Consider the following 26,076-nt stretch of genomic DNA (forward strand, 5'->3'; position numbering starts at 1 on the left):
AGACCGGTAAATAGGGAAAAGTTCTAGGGGGCCGTTGCTTAAATAGCCAACGGTCTCAGTCGCGGGGTGGTAAAAAAAGGTTCATCACATAATTCCGGGAAACTGTAGGAGCCTTCGGCAGCTCCTACAGATATTTCGTAATCTGTGTTCCCCCGGGATTCCGTGAAGTACCAAAAAAAGTACCGGTTGCGACGGCCCTTGCAGCAGGAACTTCAGGGTATTGGCCGGGTCTATAGCGGCCCTGTATCGGCAGTGCCGTCCGAGTCCAGTCGAGTCCGCCCCCTGATGCCAAACAAGAGTTCTCTGCCGGTCCTCATCCTGGTGTTCTGCGCTGTCGCCTCGTTCAGTGCTGTCGCTGCCGAGCGAAGATCGCCTGCGCAAAGCAACAACGCATCAACCACCCTGATCGAAACAGCCTCGCGGCAGTATGAAAACGGCCAACTGGACCAGGCCGCCGCCACGCTTGAGCGTGCCCTGCATATCCAGCCGAACAATCCCGCGACGCTGCATTACCTCGGTGTGTTGCGTCTTCAGCAGGGGCAGTACCAGCAGGCTGAAACCCTGGCGGCGCGCTCGAACATGCGGGTCGGTAACAACGTCCAGTTGCGCAACCGCAACTTCCAATTGATCCAGGCGGCGCAGCAGGCCCAATCTTCGGGAACCCCACCCAATACCAACGCGGACGTGGTCGCCGTACAGAAGGGGCTGGAGGAAGAGACCCAAAGGCGCCGCGAAGCGCAAGTGGCGGTTGCTGAGCAATCCACTGCGGACACCGGGCGTGAGGTTGGCAACTTCACTACTGCTGAGGCAAATCGGGTTTCGGATGTACCGACGGCGGGAAGAGTAGGGGCCGAAGGTCAATTGCAAATGGCTAGTATCGGGTCAGAGAGGGCGTACGCTGAGTTCGAGATTCCCCGCGGCCATATGCCGCCTCCCGGTAAATGCCGAATCTGGTTTCCTGATCGTCCGCCGGGGCATCAGCCTCCACCGGGTAAATGCAAGAAGCTGCGATATCGGGTTCCTTCAGGGGCCTATCTGGTGCGCGGGTGAGATTCCCGGTGTCTTTTTTGGCTGACTGCTGCCTGTCACGAAGGGTTTCTTTCGACCCATTGCTGACGGTCGGCTTGGCTCAGATTCACGTTGAACAAGCCGGTCGCTCACCCAACCGCTCTACCAACCTTACGAGATAACCGTCGGGATCCTGAACGATGAGTTCGCGTTGGCCTACTTCAATGTCGTCAGCCCGATACCAGGTGTCTTTGCATTCTCGATAGAGTGGACATCCAGCCTGAACAAGTTTTTGGATGATGGGTGCGACAGCCTCTACATCAATCTGTAGGTTGATGCCTCTTCCAAACGGCTTGGTCAACGGCGCAGTCAGCCATTGACCCGCGTCCGGATCAACCTGCTCAAGCATTACTTGAGCACCATTCAGATCAAGGTACGCAAATCCATCATCCGGACGTTGATAAGCTACTTTGAACCCCAGATGAGCAACCCAAAAAGCTAGGCTGCTATCCAGGTTGGTGACCATTAACTCCGGAACCAGTTTGTTACGTACGAACATGAGATGACTTCCATTTCAAAAGGCTTGTTTTTGCGGGCGGGCAGGTACTGTACCTACGGCTTCGCTGCCAAGACGGGATCGTGGTGAGCATGATGATGCACGGTCGGGTGGGAATTATCGAGTCGCGTTGAGTGGCAGCTTCTGGCCCAAAGCGGTCGTAGCATTTTGACCATCACAGGATTGACATGGTTGCTTATATCAAACATATAATTGCCAAAAGCAACTATGTGAGAATTTTCATGTCCGCCGCCATAACCGAGCGCGCCGAAACGGTACGCCGCTTCAACCGGTTCTACACCCACCAGATCGGCGCCCTGCAAGAGCACCTGCTTAAGGCCGAATTTTCGTTGACCGAGGCTCGCATCCTTTATGAGTTGGGCGCCAGTGTTGGCCTGAAGAGTTCAGATCTCTGTCAGATGCTCAGCCTGGACGCCGGTTACGTTAGCCGGGTCATCGGTGGATTCGAGAAAAAAGGCTTGATTGGCAGGACTCGCTCGGCAAGCGATGGCCGGGCTTCTCAAATCCGGCTGACCGATCCTGGTCGTACCGTGCTGGCCTCGCTGGAGCAAGCCGCTCGTGAGGAAGTCGTGTTGATGCTGCAAGGCTTGCCTGAGCCACAGCAAGAGCAATTGACCCAAGCCATGAAACGGATACAGACGCTATTGGGCGACAGGGATCCCTCTTATCTCCTGCGCGATCCTGTAGCGGGTGACATGGGAATTGTCGTTCAACAGCAAGCTCAACTTTATTCCCGCGAATATGGGTGGAATTCGGAGTTCGAAGCGCTGGTGGCAGAAATAGTCGCCAAATACCTTCGCGAATTCGATCCGTCCTGCGAGCGATGCTGGATCGCGGAAAAGGATGGCAAGGTCATCGGTTCGGTCTTTGTCGTCAGGCATGACGAGACGACCGCCAAGCTGCGAATGCTCTATGTGGATGCGAGTGCCAGAGGCATGGGAATCGGCAATCGATTGCTGGAGGAGAGCCTCCGGTTTGCCCGGCACGCTGGATACAAGAGCATGATCCTCTGGACAACCAGCGTGCTCTCCGATGCCCGAAAGCTATATCAAAAGGCAGGTTTTCAATTGGTCGAAGAGGAACAGGTACATAGTTTCGGTAAAGACCTCGTCAGCCAGACCTGGGCTCGGGATTTGTAGTGGCGTCGATGGCGATCATTGCGCAGTAAAGGATGCGGCCGGGCCGTCCCATCAGTACGACTCCACCAAACCGGAACGATCCATCATGCGAACACTGGCAAAGGTCGACTCGTTTCGTGCCTGATCGAGCGCTGTCGGCGGTTTGGTCAATGACGGCTGCGTAGTTGCAGGCGTTGCCAATTTGCGATTCATTTCCGAGCCGGAACGCTCCTCACTGGGTGGCACTCCAAAGTACTCGCGATAGCATTTGGAAAAGTGAGGTGTCGACACGAAACCGCATACATACGCCAACTCAATGATCGACAATGATGTTTGCTTGAGCAGTTGTCGCGCTCGAACAAGACGTAACCTCATGTAGTAGCGTGACGGCGTACATTGCAGGTATTTCTGAAATAGCCGCTCCAGCTGTCGACGTGACAGGTCAACGAATTCTGCAAGGTTATCGAGGTCGATCGGTTCCTCGAGATTGGCCTCCATCAACGCGACGATTTCCTGCAGCTTGGGCTGATGAGTTCCCAGTACATGCCTGAGGGGAACGCGCTGATGATCCTGTTCGTTGCGTATGCGCTCGTAGACAAACATCTCGGAGATGGCGGCGGATAATTCTCGACCATGATCGCGACCGATCAGGTGCAGCATCATGTCCATGGGGGCCGTTCCGCCGGAGCTTGTAAAGCGGTTTCGGTCGAGGGTGAACAGGCTCGCGCTGATGCTGACCCGCGGGAAAGCTTCCTGCATGGCCGCCAGAAATTCCCAATGCACGCTGCACTCGTAGCCGTCGAGCAGCCCGGCTTTTGCGAGCGCCCAGCTACCGGTGCACACACCTCCCAACCGCCTGGATTGACGCGCCAGGGCTTGCAGCCAGGTAATGTGCTCGCGGGTAATCACGCTCTGGATTCCAATACCGCCGCACACGATTACAGTGTCCGCCACCAATGGATTTTTCCATGAAGCATCCGGAGTGATCTGCACGCCGTCACTGGCCCAGACAGGCTCTCCACCGGGGCTGAACGTATGCCAGCGATAGAGCTCTCGCCCCGACAACTGATTGGCCATGCGCAGTGGCTCTACGGCGGACGCCAGGGAAATGAGTGTGAATTTGTCCAGCAGCAGAAAACCGACGGATTGAGTCTTACCGTCGGACACGGTGGAGTTCGATGACATCGTGGTCATGTCCTCACAAAAAGCGATGACGGCCTGAGACACAGGAGCGGGTAATACCCCCAGTCCTGGCGTAGGGGGTATCAGGTTCGGCGCAACTACCTTCCGGGTTTTATCCCACCGATGTCACTCTCGCAGCCTGCGCGGGGTGACGCGATGTCACCAGGCCGATAAAGGAAATCGCCAGCGCCAGGCCAATGGTCGTGCTCACTTCGGTACGGTGATCAGGGGAGGCCATCATCACGGCCAGCGCCGCGCAGATGAACAGGATCACCAACCAGGTGAGCCAGGGAAACAGCCACATGCGAAAGGTCAGCTCGACGTTCTGCCGACGCAACATCCGGCGCATGCGCAGCTGCGACACCGCAATGGCCAGGTACACCACCAGGGCAATCGCGCCGGAACTGGCCAGCAGGAACTCGAACAACCCGGCAGGCATGAAGTAGCTCCACACGGTGATCGCCGCGCCCAACACGGTGCTGGCGATGACGGCTGCCCGCGGCACGCCTTCGGAGGAGGTCGCTTTCAGTGCCTTCGGTGCGTCGCCGCGACGGCCCAGCGAATAAAGCATGCGCGAGGCAATGTAGATCGAGGAGTTCATGCAACTGGCCACGGCGATCAGCACCACCACGTCCACCATGAACTTGGCGTGGGGAATGTTCATGATTTCCAGTGCCCGCTGGTAGGAACCTACCGAAGCCAGCAGCGGGTCATTCCAGGGCACCACGGAGATGACCACGAAAATCGACAGCAGGTAAAACACCCCGATGCGCCAGATCACCGAACGGGTGGCCTTGGCAATGTTCTGCGAGGGATTGTCGGATTCGGCGGCGGCGATGGTGACCGCTTCGGTACCGATGAAACTGAACATGATGGTGATGAAGGCGCCGACTACCGCCGACAACCCGTTTGGAGCAAACCCGCCGTGCTCGGCCATCAGGCCGCTCAATCCGCTGACTTCCCGATCGGGAACCCAGCCCATCAACACGGCAAAGCCCACGCCGATGAAACCGATGATCGCCACCACCTTGGCCATGGCGAACCAGAACTCGAACTCGCCGTACTTGGACACGCTGAACAGGTTGGTCACCACCAGTGCAATGATCGACACCAGGGCGAACAGCCAGGCATCGATCTGGGGAAACCACTGGTTCAATACATGACCGGCGGCCAGCGCTTCGATAGGGATCACCAGCACCCAGAACCACCAGTAGAGCCAACCGACGGTGAAGCCGGCCCAACGGCCGATGGCCTGGTCGGCATAGGTGGAGAAAGAGCCGGTGTCCGGGTTGGCCACCGCCATTTCACCGAGCATGCGCATGACCAGAACGACGAGCAGGCCAGAGAACAGATAGGCCAGCAGCACCGCCGGGCCGGCCGCCGCAATGGCGTGTCCTGAACCAACGAACAAACCGGCGCCGATAATACCGGCGATTGACAGCATTGTTACGTGACGAGGCTTGAAGCCCTGCGCCAATTGGCCACTCGAATCCTTGGAGCTCGGGCTAATCATTGGTTTTTTATTCTCTGCCGATCGACATTTAAGCGGATGGATAGGGGCAACAGATCATCATTGCTGCCTGTCGGGCTTCTCGAAAGAAGCACCCTTCAAACGCTGCAGTTCTTATCAAGCCCATCATCGTGACGTGGTCGTTTCGATGAAAAGGTGCGCCACCTTACCCGGCTTGTCCGATGATTCAGTTACCTGATCACGCCACATCCGTGTCTGATATCGACACAGGAAGTCATTGTGTTCGCGATGAAAACCAGATGGTCACTAAGTGGCCAAAGGCAATCATCCGGGTTCATTGAGGGGGAGGGTATTGGCTCGATAGGGTCCAGAGCGCCCGCAAATTTTGCCGAGAGGGGTTATTGATAACGTTGTATGGCAGCATCAATTTGGCCAGTGGGTGAAGGTCGTCTTCTGGCCGATACAAGCCCGGCTGTTCCGATTGGGCCTCACGTTAGCCTGATCACCATCCCTACCGTCCTGGTGTGCGATTATTCCCAAGTTCACGGGCATGCACCCAGTCGATGTTGAGCTACTCTTTTCCTGCCGGTTCCCAATGAGGAACTCATCATGTGCGGCTAGCCTTTAACAGCCTGTTGAGAGTTTTCCTTTTTTGGCTCGCTCGCCTTGAAGGACACCCCCTTGGACCCTTGGGGTCGAGTGAGCTGTTCAATAATTACGCAAAAGATATGTGTAACGAAATCGATTGAGAGTCGGCCCGAGTAGTCAGGCTGTCGGCTCATGTAGGTTTCGCGTCACTTCAAGCTTGACTGTCCATTGGCGGATGCCTGGTTCAGGTGTCCAATTCTCCTGGGGCGACGGGAGGCATGCGATGCGGCAACCGAAGATCGTAATCGTCGGTGCAGGATTGGTTGGCGGATCAGCAGCCCTGTTTGCTGCCGTGGCTATTCCGAGCGCCGAGATCGTCATCATCGATGTCGCGCGAATACGAGCCGAAGGGCAGACGCTGGACCTCACCCACGCAGCAGCGTTCTGGGGGCACAATCGCTTCTATGCCGGTGATTACGAGAACGCACGCGACGCGGACATCATCGTAATCACCGCTGGTGTCGGTCTGAAACAAGGGCAGACTCGTCTGGACTTGGCCAGAACCAATGCGGCCATTGCAGCGCAAGTTGTGGATCGCACTGCACCGTTGGCCCCGGATGCGATCTACGTCATCGCGACCAACCCCTGCGATGTGTTGACCAGTGTCGTTTTTGACCGCCTGCGTTGCGCGCGCGAGCGCGTTATCAGCACCGGCACCTCCCTCGATACCGGGCGACTGCGATCGCTGCTCTCCGAGCGGCTGGGCGTCGTGGCGCCTGCGATTCACGTCTACGTTCTCGGCGAACACGGCGAATCCGCGTTGATCGACTGGTCCGGTGCGACGGTCTGCGGAATGCCCCTCGACATGTTCCTGGCCAGGAGCGGTAAAGAGTTGGGGCCTGCCAGCCGCGATCTGATCCTGCGCTCCGTGCACGAGGCAGCCACGCTCATCAAGGAAGGCAAGGGCGCCACCCACTATGGGGTCGCCAGTGCGATTGGGCGAATTTGCCAGGCCATCGTACATAACACCGACCTCATTCTGCCGGTCGCTGTCGTGCATGCTGAAGTCGAAGGCGTACCGGAGGTGTGTTTGTCGCTGCCGATGGTGGTCAATGGCAGAGGTGCGCAGTTACTGGCTTATCCGGAACTCGGCCCCATCGAGCGCGAGGCCTTGCAGCGCAGTGCGTGCATCGTCAAAGAGGCAACCGACAGCGTGCTTCTCGCCCGTTAGGGAAATTGCGCACGCTCTGAATAAACCGAACAGTGCCGCCAAGAGGTTTATATCATGGCTGTATTACCCGCTAAGGATTCGCAACCTGCAAGCCCGGCCATGACGAAACCGACGCCATCGGAAGGGCATCTCAGTAATGTCTGGAAATTTCTCGTCCCGGTGGGCATAGGTATCGTCCTCTGGTTCCTCCCGGCACCGGCTGGCCTCGACGTGAAGGCGTGGCACATGTTCGCCGTGTTCGTCGCCACCATCGCCGGCATCATGACCGCCCCTCTTCCGATGTCGGCGGTAGCCATTATCAGCGCCACGGTGGGCGTGCTGGTTGGCGTCGTGTCCTTTGCCGACGTCACCAAATCCACGGGGACGGACCTCGTCTGGCTGGTGATGCTTGCCTTCTTTATCTCCCGAGGCGTGATCAAGACAGGACTGGGGCACCGCATCGCACTCCTGTTCATGCGGCTGCTGGGCAAGCGAACCCTGGGGCTGGGTTATGGACTGGTCATGACTGAACTCCTTATCTCACCCGCCATGCCCAGCATCACCGCTCGCGCCGGGGGGGTGATGCTGCCGATTACCCGAGCGATGTCGGAGGTCCTCGGCAGCCATGCCGATGACCCTGAGTCGCGCGGCAAGGTGGGGAACTATCTGATCCTCTGTGCCTTCCACGCCAACATCATCACCGCAGGCATGTTCATCACGGCGATGGCGGGAAATCCCCTGGCGGTCAAGATGGCCGCAGATCAAGGCGTCTCAATCAGTTGGCTCGAATGGGCGGTGGCGGCATCAGTTCCCGGTTTGCTGTGCCTTGCCCTCATTCCGGTAGCCTTGCTGTGGATTGTCCGGCCGCAGATTCGCCAGACACCCGATGCGAAGGCCCTGGCACAGAGAGAACTCGTAGCGATGGGGCCCATCTCGGCCAAGGAAATCATCATGGCGGTGATCTTCGTTGGCTTGCTGGTGCTTTGGATTTTCGGTGAGGATCTGAAAATCGGGGCGACGCTGGCGGCGGCTCTCGGTGTCTCGTTGCTGTTCATCACCGGCGTACTGACCTGGCAGGATGCCCTTAATGAGAAATCCGCCTGGGACACCATGATCTGGATCGGCCTGCTGATCATGCTGGCCTCCAAACTCAATGAGTACGGCATGGTTTCGTGGTTCGGAAAGGAGTTCGGGGCACACCTGGAGGGTTTCCCGAGGCTGGCTGTCTATATGCTGGTGGCGGCGATCTATTGCTACATCCATTATTTCTTCGCTAGCGCCACGGCACATATCAGTGCTCTGTTTCCCCTCTGCATGGCGCTCATGGTCGCTGCCGGCATCCCGCCATTCACCGCAGCGGTCGCTCTCGGCATCCTGAGCAGCGTCAACGGTTGCCTGACCCAATACGGCATCGGTTCCGGGCCGGTCATGTTCGGTGCCGGTTACGTCACCCAGGGGGAATGGTGGAAGACCGGTTTCTTGATGAGCGTCATCTACATGGTGATCTGGCTGGTCGTCGGCCCGCTTTGGTGGCAGTTGCTTGGACATGTTTGAGACGGCACCGGAGGATAGAAGTAGCCAGCCACCTGATTGAGAAGGGCGGTACCGCGTTGCGAAGCTGGGTGCGCTGTCTTCCTGCACCCGCTGTATCGGCAGGAGGAGGGATCCCGTTTCATTTCACCTTCAAAACCAGGATTGATCATGCGGATCCGGATGAGGGCTACAGAGCAGCTTGTCAGCCTGTTGATGATGGCTGCGGGTATCAGCCTTGTCGCAATCATCACTAATGTGCAGGTTTTCGCCGCACCTCAAGTCACTCAAGAGATAAAAGGCTTGCTGGACTTTGTCGAACACAGTGAGTGTCAGTTTGTGCGCAATGGGAACGAATACCCAGGTCCCCGCGCTCGGGCACATCTGGAACAGAAACTGAAATATCTCGAAGGCAAGAACTTGGTTAACAGCGCAGAAGACTTCATCGATCTTGCTGCCACTAAAAGCAGTATGAGTGGCCGTGCCTATGAGGTGCGATGTTCAGAAGGTGTAGAACCGGCAAACACTTGGTTGAAGAGAGAACTACAGAGGCAACGGCAACTTCATTGATTTTGTCTCAAGTCCGATAACAGTCTGAATGGCGCTCCGTGGCCAAGAAGGAAAGCGCTCGACTTTTTCCGAGTGTCATATCTTTCCCCTGATTCAAAGAGACTCCTGATCGTCTGCTTTTGGCCGCTTGAAGACATTCGGGTATAGGCAAAGCGTGGCACGGTTTCCGGCGATATTTCGACGTCGCAGCGTCGCCGCGGCAAGGAATTCAATTGAGTTGGCATGGCTGGCGAACAGCCATTGCGAGAGAAATAAATCTCATTTGCCATTTATTTGGCGCTCCTCTGACGCTCGTCTGAAAAACGTCGGATAAATGACGTTTTGCGTTGTTCTTTTACCCTCCTGACCTAGGCTCAAGCCATGTGGGGAGGAGGTGAAGTCCATGCGCAGATTATTGATTGGCTCGTCGATGCTGGCCTGTCTGGTGGTGCTGGGTGGCTGGTTGAGTCGACCACAGCCGTTGCCGGTCAGGCTGCTGGAGGTTGAGCGCGGGCCGGTGGAGACGCTGGTGGCCAATACCCGTGCGGGTACGCTGAAGTCCTGTCGGCGCTCGCATCTGTCCTTCAATGTCGGCGGCCAGGTTGCCGAGTTGCTGATCGCCGAGGGGCAGCGGGTCCAGGCGGGTCAGGTGCTCATGCGCTTGCGGCAGGACGAGCAGCAGGCCCGGCTGGAGGAAGCCGAGGCGCGGCTGGAGGCCCAACGCAATGCCCGCGAACAGCGCTGCCAGCAGGCTCATCTGGACCGGCGCGACCTCGATCGCCTGGGCCAGTTGGCCGACCGCAAGCTGGTTGCCGCCGATCGCCTCGATCAGGCCGAGACCAAGGCTAACCTGGCGAAGCTGATGTGCAATGCCAGTAACGTGCTGATCCGCGAGGCCGACGCCAGCCTGCAGTTGCAGCGTTCACTGCTGGAACAGGCGACCCTGCGTGCGCCATTCGCCGGCATAGTCGCAGAAATCAACGGCGAACTCGGCGAGTTCGTCACCCCTTCGCCGCCGGGTATTCCCACGCCGCCGGCGGTCGACCTGATCGACGACAGTTGCCTGTATGTCGAGGCACCGATCGATGAAGTGGACGCTGCCCGGGTTCGCCCCGGAACCGCGGTGCGGATCACCCTGGATGCCTTCCGCGGCCAGCAATTCGCTGGCCGCGTCAGCCGCATCGCGCCCTATGTGCGTGAACTGGAGAAGCAGGCGCGCACCGTCGATGTCGAGGTGCGCTTCGACCAGCCGCCGGCCAATCTGGTTCTGCTCACCGGCTATAGCGCCGATGTCGAGATCCTCCTGGAGCAGCGCGAAAGTGTTTTGCGCATCCCCACCGAGACCCTGCTGGAGGGGCAGCGCGTGCTGCGCTATGACCCCAGCGCCCGGGTGTTGCGCGAGGTGGCGGTGCAAACCGGGTTGAGCAACTGGCGCTGGACCGAGGTGCTCGCAGGGCTGGACGAGAACGCGCGCATAGTCGCCAGCCTCGAGCAGGAAGGGCTCAAGGACACCGTGGCGGTGATCCCGGTGGATGCGACGGAGACCAGGCAATGATCCGCCTGCGCGGCGGCAGCCGCACCTTCCAGTTGGGCGAGCAGCAGGTGATGGGGCTGGACGGCCTGGATCTGGACATCGCCGCCGGTGACTACATGGCGGTGATGGGCCCGTCGGGCTCGGGCAAGTCGACCCTGCTGAACATCCTCGGTTTGCTCGATGCGCCGAGCGCCGGTGAGTACTGGCTGCAGGGCGAGGCCACGGCGACGCTGAGCGAGGCACGGCGCGCCCAACTGCGCAGCCAACTGATAGGTTTCGTGTTCCAGTCCTACCACCTGATCGCACGGCTGACGGTGCTGGAAAACATCGAGCTGCCGATGGTCCTCGCCGGCATCGGCACGGCGCAACGGCACAAGCGCAGCAACCAATTGGTGGAGCGCCTGGGGCTGGGCGATCGCATTGCCCACCGCCCGGGCGAGCTGTCTGGCGGTCAGCGCCAGCGCGTCGCCATTGCCCGGGCGATGGTCATGCAACCGGCGCTGTTGTTGGCCGACGAGCCCACCGGCAATCTCGATAGCCAGGCCGGCGCCGAAGTCTTCAGCCTGCTGGAGGAGCTCAATGAAGAGGGGCTGACCCTGATAGTGGTGACCCACGACGCCAGCCTGGGTGCCCGCGCGCAGCACCAGTTGCACATGCGTGACGGGCGGATCCACAGTGCTGCGTCGCAGCAGGCGCTGGCCTGATGCGTGCCGCCGATGCCCTGGCCTTCTGGCTCGGCGCCTTGCGTGGGCATCGCTCGCGCAGCCTGATGCTGCTGCTGGCCATCGCTATCGGGGTGGTGGCGGTCAATCTGCTCACCGGTCTCGGTGCGGGCGCGCGGGCCTTCGTCCTGAACGAGTTCTCGCTGCTCGGGCGCGACATCCTGATCGTATTCCCGGGCCGCAAGGAAACCACGGGGCGCATGCCGCCGCTCACCGGCCTGACGCCGCACGAGCTGACCTTGCAGGACGTCCAGGCCATCACCCGGTTGCCGGGCATCCGCCGGGTTGCGCCGATGCAGGCCGGGCAGATGGAGGTGATAGTCGGTAACCGCAATCGTGAGGTGCTGACCTTGGGCACCACGCGAGACTTCTTCGCCATTCGCCAACTGACGGTCGTCCAGGGCCAGCCCCTGCCGGCGCTGGACCCTGAGCAGGGCGAGGCCGTCTGCGTGATCGGCGGCAAACTCCGGCGTGAGCTATTCGGTGCGCGCCCGGCCCTGGGTGAATGGTTGCGCGCCGGCGACCGGCGCTTCCGGGTGGTCGGTATCCTCAGTGAGCGGGGCGAATCCCTGGGGATGGATTTCGCCGAAATGTTGATCATCCCGGTGGCCAGTGCCCAGGCCTTGTTCAATCGCGAGGGGTTGTTGCGGGTGTTTGTCGAGGTGCGTGGACCGAGCTTTCTCGAGCGCAGCAAGCGGCAGATACTCGCCGCGCTCAAGGAGCGCCACGAGGGTGAAGAAGACATCACCCTGATCAGCCAGGACAGCCTGCTCAGCGCCTTCGACGAGATACTCACGGTGCTGACCCTGGCGGTGGCCGGGATTGCCGCGATCAGCCTGCTGGTGGCAGGCATCCTGATCATGAACGTGACCTGGATTGCGGTGAGCCAGCGCAGCGCCGAGATCGGCCTGCTCAAAGCCATCGGTGTCACGGCGGCGCAGTTGCGCCTGCTGTTCCTCGGTGAGGCGGCGCTGCTCGCCCTGGCGGGGGCGCTGGCGGGGCTGCTGCTGGCCGAAACCTTGCTCTGGTTGGGGCGCATGACGTTCGATCTGCCGCTCTATGCACCCTGGTGGGCGCGCGCTAGCGCGGTGCTGCTGGCACTCGGCACGGCGCTGCTGTTCGCCTGGCTGCCGGCCGCTCGGGCCTCGGCGCTGGAACCGGTGGCGGCGCTACGCCCGCCGGGAGCGCACTGATGCGCTGGCAAGATGGTTTCCGGCTGACCAGCTCGGCGCTGACCTGTCGCCCCTTGCGCAGCCTGCTGACCCTGCTCGGGATAGCGATCGGGATAGCCGCCGTGGCACTGCTCACGGCCATAGGCGAAGGCGTGCGCGGTTATGTGCTGGAGAACTTCGCGCAGTTTGGTACGCGGATCATCACCGTGCGCCCGGGCAAGACCCAGACCAGTGGCCTCGGCGGTCTGCTCGGCAGCGTACGGCCACTGACCATCAGTGATACCGACGCCCTGCGGCGCTTGCCGCATGTCGAGGCGGCGGTGCCGATCATTCCGGGCAGCGGGGATGTCCAGTTCGGTGAACTGAGCCGGCGCAGCGACATTCTCGGTGGCGGCCATCAGCTGGCGCAGGCCTGGCGCATGCAACTGAGCCTGGGCGAGTTCCTGCCCGTGGCCCGTGACGGTCGTTCGCCGCCCTATGTGGTGCTCGGCCATCAGTTGCGTGTCGAGCTGTTCGGTGCACGCAATCCGCTGGGCGAGCTGGTCCGCGTCGGCGGCGTGCGTTTCCGGGTGATCGGCGTGATGGCGCAGAAGGGCCAGTTGCTCGGCTTCAACCTCGACGATATCGCCTACATTCCGGTGGATTGGGCCGAAAGCCTGTTCAACCGCACCGGGGTGGTCAAAGTCCATGTGGTGTTCGGCGCCGGCACCACTTCGCGAGTGTTGAGTCAGCAGATTCGCCAGGTGCTCGGCGAACGGCACGGCGAGGAGGACTTCAGCCTGAGCACCCAGGACGACATGCTGCGCAGCTTCAACCGCGTTCTCGGCACCCTGAGCCTGGCCATCGGTGCCTTGGGGGGCATTTCCCTGTTGGTCGGCGCCGTCGGCATTCTCACCATCATGACCACCACTGTGGGCGAGCGCACGGCGGAAATCGGCCTGTTGCGGGCGATTGGTGCCAGTCCGCGGCAGGTGCTCGGGCTGTTTCTCGCCGAAGCGACGCTGCTGTCCCTGGCCGGTGGTTTGCTGGGCTTGTTGTTGATGGGCCTGCTGCTCGGGCTACTGCACCTGGCCATGCCAAGCCTGCCCTTGGCGCTGCAGCCGCTGTTTCTGCTGCTGGCACTGCTGCTGGCGGCGGTGCTCGGCATTCTCGCCGGCCTGGCGCCGGCACTGCGGGCGGCCCGCCTGCATCCGGTGGCGGCGCTGCGCAGCGAATAGCGGGCAGGCCAATGAGCCTGACGGGGTGGCTGTACGCTGGGTGACGATAACGAATACGCCGGCGCTGGGCCTAATGCCGATCAGTTAAGTCCCGGACATTGTGGGAGCGAGCGTGCTCGCGATGGCAGACGGTCAGGCACCCCTTGTTTGACTGTCCAGCCGTCATCGCGAGCAAGCTCGCTCCCACAAGGTTTGCGGTGATCAAACGCTTAACTGACTGGCATTAGGCGCTGGGCCGGTGATTTTAATGGGTTGGCGGCGGTAAAAGCCGAGTGCAAAACTCCGGCAGCAAGCCCTCGGAATTCAGAGTGTCCGTAGAGGATACATTCCTGCGGGCTTACGTTGATCAGTGTTTCGAGTGACCGCTTAGGGGCGGTTGAGGCCTGTAATGAAGGGCAGCAACCGACCCAAAGCTGCCCTTCGTGGAGGACAGAAAACGGCCAAAAGCAACCGTTCGCAACTTAGCCTTACCCACTGAAAAATCACCGCAGATTAAAAATCAATTTGCCTGCCGCCGATCTGAGTTTCCGTATCATTCTGACCGGTAACTATAGCCGAAGCGCTAATTGCATTTTGATTCGCCCAATCACGAAGTTTTGTAAACTCGTCTTTACGCATTTTGCTCATTGGTACTAAACGCGAAATAGTCGTTTCAAAATCAGCCATAGTCAGGTCGCTTACATCACCAGCGCCATTCATCCGCCGTGAGAACGCTTCAATCAGCGAGTCCCCAACCCACGCTTCGATTTCAGCACCAGAAAGCACAATGTCTTTACCAAAATTCGACTCGCCTCCTAGAGCAGCCAATCGATCTAAATCAAATTTTTCAGGGTCGCGCTTCAATTTTTTCAGATGTATTTCAAGAATCTTCTTTCTTTCTGATGTCGACGGGAAGTCAACGAAGAATATTTCGTCGAATCGCCCCTTTCTCAACAACTCCGGAGGTAAGCTGTTGATGTTGTTAGCGGTAGCAAACACAAAAACAGGCGCCGTTTTTTCTTGCATCCAAGTCAACAGTGTGCCGAATACGCGTGTAGCCGTGCCACCATCAGATGCTCCTCCGGAGGAGCCGGAAAGTCCTTTTTCAATTTCATCGATCCATAGGATGCAGGGCGAAATAGCTTCGGCAGTACGTAGTGCGGAACGAATATTGGATTCTGAAGAGCCAACCACCCCCTGGAAGATTTTTCCCATGTCCAAACGCAATAAGGGCATGTTCCATGACGATGATACGCATTTCGCCGTTAGAGACTTACCGCAACCAGGAACTCCAGTTAAGAGCAAACCCTTCGGGGTTCCGACACCGAATTCACGAGCAATCTGGCCAAAACACTGGCTACGCAAATGAAGCCACTTCTTAAGAGTTGCCAGCCCTCCAACATCCTCAAGATTTACCTTTGAGTCGATGTATTCCAAGATACCTGTTTTCCGTATGATTTGTTTTTTTTCGGAAAGCAGATCCTTTACGGTATTTTCATTTACGCCCAGGCTGGATACCAATGAACGAGACAAGCTATTGTCAATTTCTAATCCCGTGAGGCCCAAGGCGGCATCAATGAGTTTATCTTTGGTTTCGCTAGAAAGATCAATTTTAACGCTGCTGTTGCCTTGCCAGGTATTGACAAAATTATTTATCTGAGCCTTAACTTCATTTCTTGATGGCAAAGGAAAGTCAATCAGCGTGATTTCCTTTTGAAGATCATTGGCAATTTCAAAGCTGGGTGCCACGATAATGCAGTTGCTTCGATATCCACGTGAGCGGATATTTATGGCTAGATCTCGAAGTCGACGACGATAGACAGGATTTGAGCTTGATGTAAGGTAGTTATGAGCATCACAAAAAACAAAAATATTTTTGCTACCATCCTCCTTGGCCTTTTCTTCGCAAAAGTCCAAGGCCAGTTTCAAATCAAAGGTTTTATCTCCAGCCACGACACCATTTATCTGAACTCCTAGCGTCGAGTTCCAAACGAACAAACGATGGCTAAGCGACTTGGCGATTTCAGAAATTTCATTGAGTGCACGCTCTTCCTCGAAAGTTTCAATGACCAAAATCGCATAACGCGCCTTGAGGTAATCTGTTATCTGCTTGGTACGGTTCATGCCTATTATCCCTGCGCTTGAACTGAGTTATACATGCATCGGAAGACCGGTTTTGGTAACGCCAGAATTTGAAACAACAAACTCGACAACTCTTCTGGTACGGAAAAAGTCAATATCGACTCTGTCGCTGGTTTTGATAATCTGTTTGTGCTGATAGGGATGTTGCGCGTTATGCCGATACCGACCAGCCAGCGTCAAGTCTACGGCTTTAACAACTCGAATCATGGCTTCATTCTGGAATATCTCTTTTGGCGTATAGCCTGTATAAAGTATCCAGTTTTTCTCGCCATTGACAGCATGTATTAATTGCTCCAAGGCTGGTGCCTGGTCGAGTGGCTCCCCCCCAGAGAGGGTAATCCCGGCGATGTCCAGTGCATTTATCTTCTGTGCCAATTCATAAACAGGCATCAACGTACTTGCTTCGCGAGGGTGGGTCCCCTGATTGAAGCACCCCTTACAATTCAGCGCACATCCCTGCACCCATAATGTCAAGCGCAACCCGGGGCCGTTAACGCGGCTCAACTCCATATGGTGTACATTGATTTTCATTTAGAAATTCGCGCTGAGAATTTGAAGGGTTTGCTCTTCATGGACTACGGTATATTCCGGCTTCCACTCAGTCACAAGCTCCGCAGTAGGGCTAGAAAGTAGAGATTCAAGCTCTTCAGTAAGTTTTGTGCAAATGTCGCCTTTCACGCCACGCACTTCCTCCGTAATTTCATCGCCCGTAAAGGTGACATGAATGCTGAACTCGTAGTTAGGTCCAAATTCAATTTCGAACCCTTGAAGAGTGTCTTTCACTCTTGCTGGAACACCTGATGCGTCTATGCGCTTGATGGTTTCATCGATGGCTACGCTGACGTACGCTTTCTGAAAGCTTAAAGCCAAATCCGCCATTATCGCTTCATCGTCGGCCGAAATAGTTCCCCGTTCGATGAGGAGTTTGTAGGAGCCTTCCTCAATTTTGCAAACAAATAGATTGAATTTATCAGCCGTTTGGCCGCAAATAGCTCTAAATTGCTGCTTGCCCATATAGCCTATTTTGCTCAACACCTTTTTACTGAAGTCGCTGGCAAATACGGAAACCAGACCAGTCGTTGGGCTAAGGCCCATTTTGCCGAAAGCTTTGGTAATGGCTTCTTCATTAACATAAGAAAATTCAAACTTTGTACAATGAGACATTGTTAAAGCTCCAGTCTGCGACCGGGAGCAACTTCTTCGGCCTTCTGGATAGCAACTAATACGTCAGGGGCAACCTCAATGTTGCGCGTAGGTGCCACGGATGCAAGTGCAGCCTCAGGCGCAATATTTTTTGAAGTCGAGGTTGGAGTTCCAGAGTTGACAACCACCCGGCGTCTTTGTGCTGTCTGTGATGCACCACTTCCACAAAGGAGACTTGCATCAATCGTCTCCAACAGCCTTCTTATTACCAAAGTGGGATTCGAAGTGAGCTTTTCATAGAGTCCAATGTGCAACAAGGCATCGGTTCCATCATTGAATTGCAATTTAACGAAGTAGTTTTGATTTTCATCGCCAGCGATGCCAATGCGCGAGATCTGATTCAGATCCCGTGACAGCTTTCTCCAAAGATACCCATCAAACGACGCTACAATTAATTTTGTCGCTGTCGCGGCAAAAGCATTGCTCCCAACTTCAACCTCGTCAGCATCAAAATTCTGGTAGCTAACCAGAATTTTCTCCCCGGCAGGAAATCCCAGAGCGTTTGCCAAATATTCATTTGTCGAAAAATCGATATCTGCGTGAAATTTTAAGCTTTTTGACAGAGCATAAAGGCTAAAGATGCCTACTAATCCAAAGCCTATTGCTTTCAGCGCGTCTTCCGGTGCAAGAGCCGCAAAAACTGCGAAAATAAAAACAATGATCCCGTAACCGTATTTTATGGTCGTCTGTGTACTGAGTTTTTTATTTCTATAACCCTGGAATGTTTTACCGGGAATATATTTTTTTGACGGTGCAAATAGCAGGGTGCACGCACCAAAAAAAACCAGACAAATAAGCCCCATTGCAGCCTGACGCTTTTGCCCACTTTGCAACCCTTCAAGAAACGCCCACGCACCGGTAACGATGAAAACAGGTAAGGATGCCAGTACTGCAAGTCCCGTTTTCTTACCTTTGGTGGCCATCATCATTTTCCACATCGGGATAGTCTTTATCATTCACAAACCTTCTAGAGTTGGTGCAGCAGCGCGTATTGAGGGGATGACTGTAGAACTTTTTTCTATGCTACGTGACGATCTTTGGTTTATCACGCGCCAGGGATGGTCTGAAGTAGCCATACGTTTCTGGCTAACTTCGACGACTGCCGGTTTTGAAAGTGGATTCAAAACGCTCAGATCACTCACTCATTTCTGGCTTTTCAGCCGTTGGGAGCACCTCGCAGCAGCCATCCACAGATTTCCGATTTTATAGTGGCCTGGGCTGTTGCAGTTACACATTCTGCAAGCACGAACGATAAATCATAAGACTTCAAGGTAATTCCCTTACGTTCAGTACCTAACGCTTTGGCATCATCAATAGAGAGCGTCATCGGTAGTTGGCTCCGCTACAGACCGTAGCTGCTGTGTACATTACACTCGAGCGGTAGCTCCGGCAAGGCGCCAAGCACTCGTTTGCGAATGCCAAGATCGGACTTCAAAAACTCATCCGGTTATTGAAACTGAACGGGGAACACTATCGGCGTAGTTGTTGCGCATAAATCAGTCAACCCTGAAAAAGCCTATCAGTGCTAAAGCGCCGTGCGGGGACGAAGATTCGGCAAGAGCCCCCATTTCAATTATGTTTTCAGGTCCTACCTCAGCCCGAAGTTACACTTCAGTTCAGCGATGCGGGCCCACGATGCTGGTGGGCCTCCGGAGTGGTTGACCGGCCACAAACGACTCAAGGCGTACAGGTGGTGAAGTTCAAGTGCGCGGGTCCAGCGTCGATGAAGTGCGGCTGGTCCCGCGTGATTCGGAGATCAACGCTTTATGGCGTCACACTCGTTACGCAAGTTGCTGTCTTTAATGTTGCCGCAGCTTTGACCGTTGACTTTGGCCTCGCAATAAGCGCGTTGATCGCTGTCACTGATGTTGCCGCAACCAGCATGGGCGTAGGTACTCAACATCAATAACATCGCAATGATAGCTCTCATCACTCTCTCCATAGGGTGTCAGGAAATAGCCTGACGCTGACTGATCCAAGATGATCTTGTTGCTGTAATGAGCTATCAAATTGACATCATTTTTTTGGAAAGTTCAATGGGGGGATGTGACTTTCGGGTTTCGCGGCACCTGAATCGCCCCTGACTTCGTAGGCATGCGGAGTGACCACTCCTGGCCGCTTTCAGCCTGTCACCAGGGGACATCCATCAATCCAGAGCAGCCCTTCGCGAAAGGGCTGCTAGCGGTCAGAATCGGTCTCCTCTGCGCCTCGTAAACTCGACTTTCAGGCGCGCTTGGGGAGCTTCCAGTTCGGGCGGATGAAGTGGCATGTGTAGCCATTCGGTATGCGTTCGAGGTAATCCTGGTGCTCTGGTTCCGCTTCCCAAAAAGGCCCGGCCGGTTCTATTTCGGTGACTACTCGGCCCGGCCAAAGGTGTGAAGCATCGACATCGGCAGCGGTGTCCTCGGCAATGTCGCGTTGCTGTTCATTGAGGTAGTAGATCGCCGAACGATAGCTGGGGCCCTGGTCATTACCCTGACGGTTGGGCGTGCTGGGGTCATGTATCTGGAAGAAGAATTCAAGGATCTGCCGGTAGCTGATCACGGCAGGGTCGAAGACGATCTCGATGGCTTCGGCGTGGTTGCCATGGTTGCGATAGGTGGCATTCGGCACATCGCCGCCGGTATAACCGACCCGTGTGTGCAGCACACCGGGATAGCGCCGCAGCAGATCCTGCATGCCCCAGAAGCAGCCGCCGGCGAGAATGGCAGTTTCGGTTTGTCTGGTCATGGTCTGTCCTTCCTCTCGGGGACGTTGTGTATAGCCACTGTTATGAGGGCGTGTTGGCCAATTCCAAGGTTTCGCGCAAACAGGACTGGAATGACCGCTCCTGGCCGATTTCTGCCTGTCGCCACCATCAGCTTTGGGTCGGTTTCTGCCCTCCATGAGCGACTGAAACCGACCCAAAACGTACATGAGTGGCAGGCAACGCCCCGGCGATGTTCAAGGAGGAGCAGGGCGCCTGATGCAGAACGGACGATATTGATAAACCGGCGTGGCTCAGCCCGTTCCGAACCCCACTCAGGCAGGGAACCGGGCTATCCAGTGCCTGGCAATCTCTTCGCGCCGGCAGATCCACACCGCGTCGTGGCCTTGTACGTAATCGAGAAAGCGCGCCAGCGCCATCGCACGACCGGGATGGCCGCTGATCCGCCCATGCAGGCCGACGCTCATCATCTTCGGGTGTTGCGCGCCTTCCTGCCACAGCTGGTCGAACGCATCCTTGAGCAGCTGGAAGAAGTCTTCTCCGCAGGCGAAACCGTTCGGCAGCAGATAGCGGGCGTCGTTGTTGACCAGTGTGTAGGGGATCACCAGGTGGGCGGGCGAGCCCGGGAGCCAGTAGGGCAGGTCATCGTTGTAGGCGTCCGAGCTGTAGAGAAACCCGCCTTCCTCACGCAACAGGCGACGGGTGTTCTGGCTGACCCTTCCTGTGTACCAACCGACGGGGCGTTTACCGCAGGCCTGCTCGATCACGTCGAGGGTGAGGCGGATATGGCGCCGCTCCTGGTCTTCCGGCATGTCGCGATAGTCCAGCCAACGGTAGCCATGCCCGGCAATCTCATGGCCGGCCGCGCAGAGCGCCTGGCCGATCGCCGGGGTGAGTTCCAGTGCCCGGCCGACGGCGAAGGCAGTCAGCGGCAGGCCTCGGGCGCGGAACAGTTCCAGAATGCGCCACACACCTGCGCGCGATCCGTATTCGTACATGCCCTCGACGCTCAAGTCCGGTTCCCCCACGCGCGGCGGGCGGCCCGGTAGCTCGTGAAGCCAGGCCTCCGACTGGGCGTCGCCATTGAGGAGGCAGGATTCCGCGCCTTCTTCGATATTGAGTACGAACTGCACCGCGACGCGCGCCTCTCCGGGCCATCGCGGGTGGGGTGGACGGCCGCCATAACCGATGAGGTCGCGGGCGGACATCAGCCCAGCTCGAAGGTGGTGACGCCGAACACACGTTCGTGCGCGATTACCGGAGGAGGGCCGAGGTACATGCGTGCGCAGCCGAACACCTCGGTCATGCCCTGTTGGTGCACGAGCGCCATCGCGGCGGGGTTGTTCTCCGGGGCGTCGAGAAACAGCGGGCCACCCTGCGCAAATTCCGCCAGGCGCGCGTAGAGGGCATTGGCCGCCGGGGCGTCATCGGCGAACAGGGGGCCGATCTTGCAGCCTTCCCGGCAGCGCCTTATTACGCCATAGCCGCTCAGCCTGCCTTCGCGTCGACAACCCACGGCGAGTGCATCGGCCTGGGTTATCCAGCCGCTCAGGAAGGTTGCGCGCGGGGCGGGGAAGCAGGTGCGGTCGTACTCGACCACCTGATCGAACGGGACGGCGGCCAACGGGACGATGTCCTGGTCGTCCGCCTGCGAGGTCGTCGGGCGCTCGTTGATCTCGGCACGAAAACGCAGGTTGCGATGGGAGAAGACGAAACCACCCTTGGCGTAGTAGTCCTGCATCGCGAAGACGCCGTCCATGCCAATGCTCGCGCCTGGGCGCAGGCGGGCGAGGAGTCGCTCGCGGCGTGCGTGCCAGAGGGTATTGCCCAGGCCCTGGCTGCGATACTCAGGCCGGACGATGAAAAAACCCATGAAACCGAATTCGCCATGGTAGGAGGTGATGGCGCCGCCGCCGATCAATTCGCCGTCCCGGGACGCCGCGATGAAGGCGGCAGGGTCGGTGGCCCAGAACAGCTCGGCATCGTGAAGGCCGGGGTTCCAGCCCTCACGGGCAGCCCACTCGACGAGCTCGTCCAGTTCGGGACGGGTCATGTTGCGTATGACCAACTGATTCGACACCGTGAAATTCTCCTCAGACGCTAATCGAGCGTGTGGTCCATCCCCGCCCGGAACCCTTTCGGTATAGCTTCAACCTGAGTATTGATCCAGCTCGTCACGTTGCCTTCAGGCGTTCACCGGGGGGCCTTCAAAAAGCGCTGTTCATGATCCGGATCCGGCAACAGGCAGGTGTCGTATTTGCCGAAGAGCCGATAACGGTTGAGCGCAATGCGGTCGTAGGCCCAATCCCGAAGTGGGCGAGGGATGATGCGCAACAGGTTCACGGGGCGCCAGATTGCGGGCAACTGGGCAAAGATTTCGAAAAATGCTTGGGAACGCTCCCAGTAGAATCGGTCACGGATCACCGCCATGCTGTGGAATTGATCCATGGGCAGACCTGCCCAGGCGAGCAGCGCCTGTCCCTCGGGTGACTGAACCGCCGCCAACCGCACGCGCCGCTGACGGTCATGGCGAATCACGAACCTCACCCAGCCATTGCACAGCTTGCAGACACCGTCGAACAACACCACCGTCTCACCGGGTTTGAGCAGCGGCGCGGGGGAGGGGAGGATTTTTGAGGCTGGCATGAGTGTGGGTCCAAGGGCGCCTGGGTATCGCGGATCATAACCGCGTGCCGGCGGTGAAGTCTGTGCGCGACGATCCAGTAACGGTGGGTTCCGTAATTGGTGCAGCACGTTCAGTCGACAGGGGCGCTTTGGTCGACAGCATCGGTGCGCTCCACTACTCGAATGCCTTTTTCCGCGAGCGCTTGCCGCACTGTCACTTGGTAGGCATCTATTGCACCGCGTAGCCAGGTCTCAAATTTTTGGCTAGCCGGTGAGTTCGGTCTTGCCTTGGGTTTGAACAGACTGTAGTTCTGCGCGCTGACCAAACCCAGTGGGTAGGGGACGATCAGCTCGCCTGTTTGGATGGCGGGCAGTGCAAGGAAGCTGTCGCCGATGGTCAGACCGCCACCTGATGCGGCGACCGATAGGCACAGGGTGGTTTCGTTGAACACTGTCTGCTGGCGACGCGGGCCGCCAGGATCCAGCCCGGTCAGGGTACACCACTCGTCCCAGACATCGTAATTGGCATCGATCAGGTAAGGCGCTTCGCAAGGCTTGTGGCCCTCACCTAAATAGGTTTCTGCAAAGGCGCGGGTGCAGACCAGAACGTCGATCCAGCGGCACAGCTCAGTCTCTTCCAGCCCTCCGCCAGCCCTGGCTCCATGCATACCATAGAAAATTCGGAAGTCGAAATCCTCATCGAGGCGGAAGCTAAAGTTGTTTTCGGCGGTGATTTCTACGGATATCCCGGGATTGGCAACCAGAAACTTTCCAACCTGGCCGGCCAGCCAGCTTGACGCGAAGTCACGGCAGACCAACACCCGTAGATGCTCTCCCCGCCGTGCCCGGCGGCTGATGGTATCGGTGGTCAACTGGATCAACTCGAAGGCTTGTTGCAGGGCTGCAAACAACTCGCGGCCCGCCGAAGTCAGGCGGATCACATTGCCCGTGCGCTGGAGCAGGGCGCAGCCCATGTCGCTCTCCAACTGCGTAACCTGTTTTGACACTGCTGGACGCGTTACATGCAGCTCTTCCGCAGCGGACGAAATGCTATTGAGTCGGGCAACGGCCTCGAAGGCGCGAAGCGCGGTTAGCGACTGATGTTTTCTCAAAGGGGGCGCTCCGTAACCTGAAGTGACTCAGACTGAAATCTTGTCACTTGCCCGTATAGGAGCCTGACTTTAGCTTTGACGTCAATCCCAACACGCAATTCCGAGGTTTCATAATGCTCCTACCAATCCGTTTTTCTTCGACTGGCCCAAGTGACTGGCAGCAATTGCCGAACGAGGCTCTGGAACATGCCGAGCTGATCGAAGGCCGGCCGATGGGCCTGGATCATGCCTACTTCTGCCGTAGCGAGCCACCGGTGAAGTCGGGTATCTGGCGTTGCGAACCTTACACCGAGCGTTACGAGAACTATCCGGCTGATGAGTTCATGGTGGTACTGGAGGGGGAGGTCACTCTCGAAGCAGACGGTTTCTGCGAAACCTATACCCAAGGTGATTCCTTTCTGGTGCCCAAGGGGTTTCGTGGTGTGTGGCGTCAGCCAGTTCCGATGCTGAAGTTTTATGTGATTGTCGGTTAGCCAGCTGAAGAGTTGGGTGTGAGTCATAACAACCAATCGCAAAGCGCAAACTGAGCAATCGCTCCTTTAAACCAACCCGGACCCTGAACCTGGCGCGGACATTGCCGAGCGGGGTGAATGGGTCTGCCTCCAGCATTACGTCTGTGGGAATCATTACCATGTCGACTCTAAAGCAAACATCGTTATCCAGCCCGCAAGACGAAGGGCGCTATGACTACATCATCGTCGGTGCCGGCGCAGCCGGTTGCGTTATGGCCAATCGCCTTGGTGAAGACCCGGACTTGCGGATATTGGTGATCGAGGCGGGTGGCAGCGATGCCTCGCTCTTCGTGTCGATGCCGGCCGCACTGTCGATCCCGATGAACACCAAGCGCTTCAACTGGGGCATGAAGACCGAGCCGGAGCCTGGCCTGGACGGGCGGCAAGTGAACCTGCCCCGTGGCAAAGGGCTGGGCGGCTCATCGTCGATCAACGGCATGTGTTGGGTTCGCGGAAACCCCATGGATTATGAGCTATGGGAGGCGCTGGGTGCCGATGGCTGGCGCTGGTCCAACGTGCTCCCTTACTTCCAGCGTCTGGAAAACGTCGAGGGCGGAGGCTCACTGCGCGGGGTCAATGGGCCGATGCACATCAAGCGGGGGCCGGAAACCAATCCACTCTATCGGGCCTTCGTCAAAGCCGGGAACGAGGCCGGCTACGCTTTAAGTGACAACATGAACAATCGGCAGCACGAAGGCTTTGGGCCGATGGAAATGAACGTTTGCGACGGGCGCCGCATGAGCGCTGCCCGGGCCTATCTGCGACCTGCCATCGCCCGGGGGAACGTACGTGTAATCAAGGGCGGCCTGGTTGACCGAGTGATGTTCGATGGCCGACGAGCAACCGGTGTTTTGTTTTCGGTAGCGGGCAAGCCAGCCCGAGCCATGGCCACGCGGGAAGTCATCCTGTCAGCTGGGGCCATCATGTCTCCGGTGATCCTCAAGCGCTCGGGCGTGGGACCTGCGAGGGAGCTCGCGCAGCAGGGTATTGCAGTGATCCATGACTCACCCGAAGTGGGCGAAAACCTGATGGATCATATGGAGCTCTACCTTCAGATGGAGTGCACCCAGCCGGTTAGCCTGTTTCCCACCCAGAGCCTTCTGGGCAAGGCCAGGATCGGTATCGAGTGGCTCGCTACCCGGCGCGGGCCTGGTGCGACTAACCACTTCGAGAGTGGTGGTCATATTCGCAGCCGGGCGGGCATCGTTTATCCCGACATCCAGTTTCACTTCCTGCCGCTGGCCATCTCCTATGACGGGCAGACACTCGCTGCCGGGCACGGCTTCCAGGTGCATGTCGGCACAAAGCGTTCGAAGAGCCGCGGTTGGGTCAGGCTGCGTGACGCCCGTCCGGAAAGTTTGCCGCGAGTACGCTTCAACTACATGACCCATAGCGATGATTGGACGGAGTTCAGGGCCTGCGTGCGCCTGACGCGGGAAATCTTCGCTCAGCCGGCCTTCGCCCCTTATCGGGGTCGAGAACTGGCCCCGGGCGCGGCAGTGCAGGACGATGCCGCCATAGATGCCTTTCTCAAGCAGAAGTTGGAAAGCGCCTACCATCCCTGCGGCACTTGTCGTATGGGCAGCGACGAAGCTGCGGTGACATTCCCTGACGGTCGGGTGCGCGGCGTGGAAGCGCTGCGGGTGGTAGATGCCTCGCTGATGCCCGCTGCCACCGCTGGCGACTTGCAGGCACCCACACTGATGCTGGCCGAGCGGCTGTCCGATCTGATCCGTGGCCGTCACCTGCCGGAGGCGCAGGGCGCCGAGTTACTGGCAGATCCGCAATGGGCCACTCGGCAACGCGGCCCCAATATCACCCGAGACTATTCCGGCGAGCGAAATCGGCTAGCGGCCGCGTTATTGGAAAATGCCAAGGGACAACAGCTGCCGATGGTGGCGGGTTGAGTCACAGCGTT

General features: G+C 57.8%; 25 protein-coding genes. 11 read left to right on the top strand and 14 right to left on the bottom strand.

The genetic code is table 11. The features are described 5' to 3' along the window. The first annotated feature begins 285 nt into the window (after positions 1-285). Positions 286-1,050: a tetratricopeptide repeat protein gene (locus ACEN83_RS11925; protein WP_495580393.1), complete on the top strand. Its 765-nt coding sequence runs from the start codon at positions 286-288 to the stop codon at positions 1,048-1,050. Between the two features lie 85 nt (positions 1,051-1,135). On the opposite strand, the gene ACEN83_RS11930 is transcribed toward ACEN83_RS11925, so the two are convergent. Next, positions 1,136-1,567, bottom strand: coding sequence for a bleomycin resistance protein (locus ACEN83_RS11930; protein WP_495580394.1), 432 nt, complete (start codon positions 1,565-1,567; stop codon positions 1,136-1,138). Between the two features lie 239 nt (positions 1,568-1,806). On the opposite strand from ACEN83_RS11930, the gene ACEN83_RS11935 reads away from it, so the two are divergent. Continuing rightward, positions 1,807-2,724 carry a bifunctional helix-turn-helix transcriptional regulator/GNAT family N-acetyltransferase gene (locus tag ACEN83_RS11935; protein ID WP_495580868.1) on the top strand — a complete coding sequence of 306 codons (918 nt, stop codon included), beginning with the start codon at positions 1,807-1,809 and terminating at the stop codon, positions 2,722-2,724. Between the two features lie 51 nt (positions 2,725-2,775). On the opposite strand, the gene gbdR is transcribed toward ACEN83_RS11935, so the two are convergent. Next, positions 2,776-3,888: a choline metabolism transcriptional regulator GbdR gene (gene gbdR, locus ACEN83_RS11940; protein WP_495580869.1), complete on the bottom strand. Its 1,113-nt coding sequence runs from the start codon at positions 3,886-3,888 to the stop codon at positions 2,776-2,778. 109 nt (positions 3,889-3,997) lie between these two features. Next, a complete protein-coding gene (gene gabP / locus ACEN83_RS11945; protein WP_007974243.1) occupies positions 3,998-5,398 on the bottom strand; it encodes a GABA permease in 1,401 nt (466 codons plus the stop codon). 829 nt (positions 5,399-6,227) lie between these two features. On the opposite strand from gabP, the gene ACEN83_RS11950 reads away from it, so the two are divergent. The 7 genes from ACEN83_RS11950 to ACEN83_RS11980 all read left to right on the top strand — a co-directional run bounded on the left by ACEN83_RS11950 (position 6,228) and on the right by ACEN83_RS11980 (position 13,878). Continuing rightward, a complete protein-coding gene (locus ACEN83_RS11950; protein WP_495580395.1) occupies positions 6,228-7,175 on the top strand; it encodes a lactate/malate family dehydrogenase in 948 nt (315 codons plus the stop codon). Positions 7,176-7,229: 54 nt separating this feature from the next. Continuing rightward, positions 7,230-8,708 (top strand): DASS family sodium-coupled anion symporter, encoded by a 1,479-nt coding sequence (locus tag ACEN83_RS11955; RefSeq protein ID WP_116582160.1) that lies wholly within the window; start codon positions 7,230-7,232, stop codon positions 8,706-8,708. A gap of 147 nt (positions 8,709-8,855) precedes the next feature. Further along, positions 8,856-9,254 carry a YfeK family protein gene (locus tag ACEN83_RS11960; protein WP_495580396.1) on the top strand — a complete coding sequence of 133 codons (399 nt, stop codon included), beginning with the start codon at positions 8,856-8,858 and terminating at the stop codon, positions 9,252-9,254. Between the two features lie 382 nt (positions 9,255-9,636). Next, positions 9,637-10,788, top strand: a complete 1,152-nt coding sequence (locus ACEN83_RS11965; RefSeq protein ID WP_495580397.1) for an efflux RND transporter periplasmic adaptor subunit — start codon at positions 9,637-9,639, stop codon at positions 10,786-10,788. Further along, positions 10,785-11,471 (top strand): ABC transporter ATP-binding protein, encoded by a 687-nt coding sequence (locus tag ACEN83_RS11970; protein ID WP_495580398.1) that lies wholly within the window; start codon positions 10,785-10,787, stop codon positions 11,469-11,471. Before ACEN83_RS11965 ends, ACEN83_RS11970 begins: the two co-directional genes overlap by 4 nt. Continuing rightward, positions 11,471-12,682 carry an ABC transporter permease gene (locus ACEN83_RS11975; protein WP_495580399.1) on the top strand — a complete coding sequence of 404 codons (1,212 nt, stop codon included), beginning with the start codon at positions 11,471-11,473 and terminating at the stop codon, positions 12,680-12,682. Before ACEN83_RS11970 ends, ACEN83_RS11975 begins: the two co-directional genes overlap by 1 nt. Beyond that, entirely contained in the window at positions 12,682-13,878 is a 1,197-nt protein-coding gene (locus ACEN83_RS11980; RefSeq protein WP_495580400.1) for an ABC transporter permease, read from the top strand. Before ACEN83_RS11975 ends, ACEN83_RS11980 begins: the two co-directional genes overlap by 1 nt. Before the next feature lie 492 nt (positions 13,879-14,370). Here ACEN83_RS11980 and ACEN83_RS11985 read toward each other — a convergent pair whose 3' ends face one another. The 11 genes from ACEN83_RS11985 to ACEN83_RS12035 form a co-directional block, all read right to left on the bottom strand. Continuing rightward, positions 14,371-15,981, bottom strand: coding sequence for an AAA family ATPase (locus tag ACEN83_RS11985; protein ID WP_495580401.1), 1,611 nt, complete (start codon positions 15,979-15,981; stop codon positions 14,371-14,373). Between the two features lie 27 nt (positions 15,982-16,008). After that, positions 16,009-16,530, bottom strand: a complete 522-nt coding sequence (locus ACEN83_RS11990) for a 4Fe-4S single cluster domain-containing protein (RefSeq protein ID WP_495580402.1) — start codon at positions 16,528-16,530, stop codon at positions 16,009-16,011. Next, on the bottom strand, positions 16,531-17,163 hold the full coding sequence (locus tag ACEN83_RS11995; protein ID WP_495580403.1) for a DUF2997 domain-containing protein: 633 nt from the start codon (positions 17,161-17,163) through the stop codon (positions 16,531-16,533). A gap of 2 nt (positions 17,164-17,165) precedes the next feature. Continuing rightward, a complete protein-coding gene (locus ACEN83_RS12000; RefSeq protein ID WP_495580404.1) occupies positions 17,166-18,158 on the bottom strand; it encodes a hypothetical protein in 993 nt (330 codons plus the stop codon). A 200-nt stretch (positions 18,159-18,358) separates the two neighbouring features. Continuing rightward, positions 18,359-18,529 carry a hypothetical protein gene (locus ACEN83_RS12005; RefSeq protein ID WP_495580405.1) on the bottom strand — a complete coding sequence of 57 codons (171 nt, stop codon included), beginning with the start codon at positions 18,527-18,529 and terminating at the stop codon, positions 18,359-18,361. Between the two features lie 429 nt (positions 18,530-18,958). Continuing rightward, positions 18,959-19,132 carry a hypothetical protein gene (locus ACEN83_RS12010; RefSeq protein ID WP_495580406.1) on the bottom strand — a complete coding sequence of 58 codons (174 nt, stop codon included), beginning with the start codon at positions 19,130-19,132 and terminating at the stop codon, positions 18,959-18,961. Between the two features lie 293 nt (positions 19,133-19,425). Next, a complete protein-coding gene (msrA, locus tag ACEN83_RS12015; protein ID WP_007973026.1) occupies positions 19,426-19,932 on the bottom strand; it encodes a peptide-methionine (S)-S-oxide reductase MsrA in 507 nt (168 codons plus the stop codon). 291 nt (positions 19,933-20,223) lie between these two features. Next, entirely contained in the window at positions 20,224-21,117 is an 894-nt protein-coding gene (puuE, locus tag ACEN83_RS12020; protein ID WP_495580407.1) for an allantoinase PuuE, read from the bottom strand. Then, complete coding sequence (locus ACEN83_RS12025; protein WP_495580408.1) at positions 21,117-21,989, bottom strand: GNAT family N-acetyltransferase; 873 nt, start codon at positions 21,987-21,989, stop codon at positions 21,117-21,119. The genes puuE and ACEN83_RS12025 overlap by 1 nt, the downstream gene beginning before the upstream one ends. A gap of 113 nt (positions 21,990-22,102) precedes the next feature. Next, positions 22,103-22,555: a thiol-disulfide oxidoreductase DCC family protein gene (locus tag ACEN83_RS12030; protein ID WP_495580409.1), complete on the bottom strand. Its 453-nt coding sequence runs from the start codon at positions 22,553-22,555 to the stop codon at positions 22,103-22,105. A gap of 110 nt (positions 22,556-22,665) precedes the next feature. Next, positions 22,666-23,646 (bottom strand): LysR family transcriptional regulator, encoded by a 981-nt coding sequence (locus ACEN83_RS12035; protein ID WP_495580410.1) that lies wholly within the window; start codon positions 23,644-23,646, stop codon positions 22,666-22,668. Positions 23,647-23,759: 113 nt separating this feature from the next. On the opposite strand from ACEN83_RS12035, the gene ACEN83_RS12040 reads away from it, so the two are divergent. Together ACEN83_RS12040 and ACEN83_RS12045 are read left to right on the top strand one after the other, a co-directional pair. Next, positions 23,760-24,119: a cupin domain-containing protein gene (locus ACEN83_RS12040; protein ID WP_007973008.1), complete on the top strand. Its 360-nt coding sequence runs from the start codon at positions 23,760-23,762 to the stop codon at positions 24,117-24,119. A gap of 158 nt (positions 24,120-24,277) precedes the next feature. Further along, complete coding sequence (locus tag ACEN83_RS12045; protein WP_116582169.1) at positions 24,278-26,065, top strand: choline dehydrogenase; 1,788 nt, start codon at positions 24,278-24,280, stop codon at positions 26,063-26,065. The last annotated feature ends 11 nt before the right edge of the window (positions 26,066-26,076 follow it).

This window comes from Pseudomonas sp. Pseusp49, from assembly GCF_059491875.1.